Raw genomic sequence first — 2,085 nt, 5'->3', positions numbered from 1 at the left:
ACGCCCTCGCCGGCATCGCCGCCGCCCAGCCTGGCAATACCGAACTGAAGTGGCGGATGGCCGCGTTCGCCGACGTCCATGTGCTACTGCATACGTACGCCGCCTATTTCACCGCCGTTCCGGAGCGCGCCCGCGATGCTCAGTGAATTCCCGTTGGCCGGCATCTACCTGCCGCCGTTTTTCGTCTATGCGTGCGCAACGGTGCCGATCTACATGGCCGTGCGCGCGCTGCTCGCGCGGCTCGGCGTGTTGCGCCGCGTGTGGCATCCGGCGCTGTTCGAGTTCGCGATTTCGCTCGTGCTGGTCGCCACGCTGATCCTCTACTTCTAGCCTCCTGTCGGAACGTATCGCGTCATGTCGCTCAAACCCCTCACCCGCTCCCTGCTGACGCTCGCCACGGTGGCCGTCGCGATCGTGCTGGTCGCCGCACTCTGGCATGCGTACGTCCTCGCGCCGTGGACGCGCGACGCGCGCGTCAGCGCGCACGTCGTGCGGATCGCACCCGAAGTGTCGGGCACCGTCGTCGAAGTCGCGGTGGTCGACAACCAGCGCGTCGCGAAAGGCGACGTGCTGTACCGGATCGATCCGCAGCGCTTCGCGCTGGCGGTGGAACAGGCGGAAGCGCAGGTCGCCGCGACCGCCGAGTCGATGCGCCAGAAGCGCGACGAAGCGCAGCGGCGCACCGGCCTCGACGATCTCGTGCCGCGCGAGGACATCCAGCGTTCGAGCCGCGCCGTGTCGATCGCGCAGGCCGAGCATCGCAAGGCGCTGGCCGCGCTCGACGTCGCAAAGCTCGACCTCGAACGCACGACGCTGCGCTCGCCGGTCGACGGCTACGTGACGCAGCTGCGCCTGCGTCACGGCGACTACGCGGTCGAAGGCAAGCCCGGGATCTCGGTGCTCGACGCGCACAGCTTCTGGATCACCGGCTATTTCGAGGAAACCAAGCTGCGCCGCATCGCGACGGGTGCGCCCGCAACGATCCGGCTGATGGGCTTCGATCCGCTGCTGAGCGGGCATGTGACGAGCATCGGCCGCGGCATCGCGGACGAGAACGGCACGCTCGACGAACTCGGCCTGCCGGCCGTCAATCCGACCTTCAGCTGGGTGCGGCTCGCGCAGCGCATTCCGGTGCGCATCGAAATCGACCGCGTGCCGGCCGGCGTGCTGCTGGCGGCAGGCATGACGTGCAGCGTCGAAGTCGGCGAACATGGACACGAGCGCACGCCGCGCGGCCGGCTAGCGTCGTGGCTGCACGCGTGGATGTGAAGATGGTGACGATGCGATGTCCGCTCCCTCCGCTGCGCACGCCACGCTACGCGCGCGCCCTCATCGCGGCCTGCACGTGCGCGCTGGCCGCTTGTACGACGGTGGGCCCCGATTACGTGGCGCCGCAGCCCGCGCATCCGCCCGGCTGGAGCGCGCCGCGCGACACGGTGACCACCGATCCCGTGCAGTTGCAGAACTGGTGGCGCACGTTCGGCGACGCGCAGCTCGATGCGCTGGTCGACCAGGCGATCGCGCACAACCAGGATCTCGCGATCGCGCGCCAGCGGCTGCTGCAGGCGCGCGCCGAACGCGACCAGATCGCGAGCCGCCTCGGCCCGACCGTGACAGCCGGCGGGAACGCCGATGCAATCCGTTCATCGCGGGCGCTCGAATGGCCGCCCGGCATCGGCCAGTCGCGCACCTACCGGCTCGGCTTCGATGCGTCGTGGGAACTCGACCTGTTCGGCGGCACGCGACGCGCGGTCGAATCGGCCGATGCGCAGCTCGATGCGCTCGACGACGATCGCCACGCGATCCTCGTGAGCCTGCTGGCCGAGCTCGCGTCGGATTACGCGGAACTGCGCGCGACCCAGGAGCGGCTGCGGATCGCGACGGACAACGTCGCGAGCCTCGACGCCACGCGGCGGCTGACCGAGCAATCGAACCGGCGCGGCCTCGGCACGTCGTTCGCGGTTGCGCAGGCGCGTGCCGAGCTGCAGCTCGCGCAGGCGACGTTGCCGCCGCTGCACCAGGACGTCGCGCGGCTCGCCCATGCGATCGGCGTGCTCGTCGGCGGCTTTCCGGAAACGCTGCGCG

3 protein-coding genes are annotated in these 2,085 nt (G+C 70.1%); all 3 read left to right on the top strand.

The genetic code is table 11. From position 1 onward, the window contains the following. The first annotated feature begins 135 nt into the window (after positions 1-135). Positions 136-330 carry a DUF1656 domain-containing protein gene (locus tag G3N93_RS39180; protein WP_011349545.1) on the top strand — a complete coding sequence of 65 codons (195 nt, stop codon included), beginning with the start codon at positions 136-138 and terminating at the stop codon, positions 328-330. A 24-nt stretch (positions 331-354) separates the two neighbouring features. After that, positions 355-1,269 carry an HlyD family secretion protein gene (locus G3N93_RS39175; RefSeq protein ID WP_174938213.1) on the top strand — a complete coding sequence of 305 codons (915 nt, stop codon included), beginning with the start codon at positions 355-357 and terminating at the stop codon, positions 1,267-1,269. Then, positions 1,248-2,085, top strand: an 838-nt coding sequence (locus tag G3N93_RS39170; protein WP_307873456.1) for a TolC family protein, incomplete at its 3' end; no start/stop codon positions are given. The genes G3N93_RS39175 and G3N93_RS39170, both read left to right, overlap by 22 nt.

It is taken from the genome of Burkholderia sp. Se-20378, assembly GCF_017104665.1.
GTDB lineage: Bacteria > Pseudomonadota > Gammaproteobacteria > Burkholderiales > Burkholderiaceae > Burkholderia > Burkholderia lata.
The sequence above is the reverse complement of the archived record's forward strand: the minus strand, read 5'-3'. Positions and strand labels throughout refer to the sequence as shown.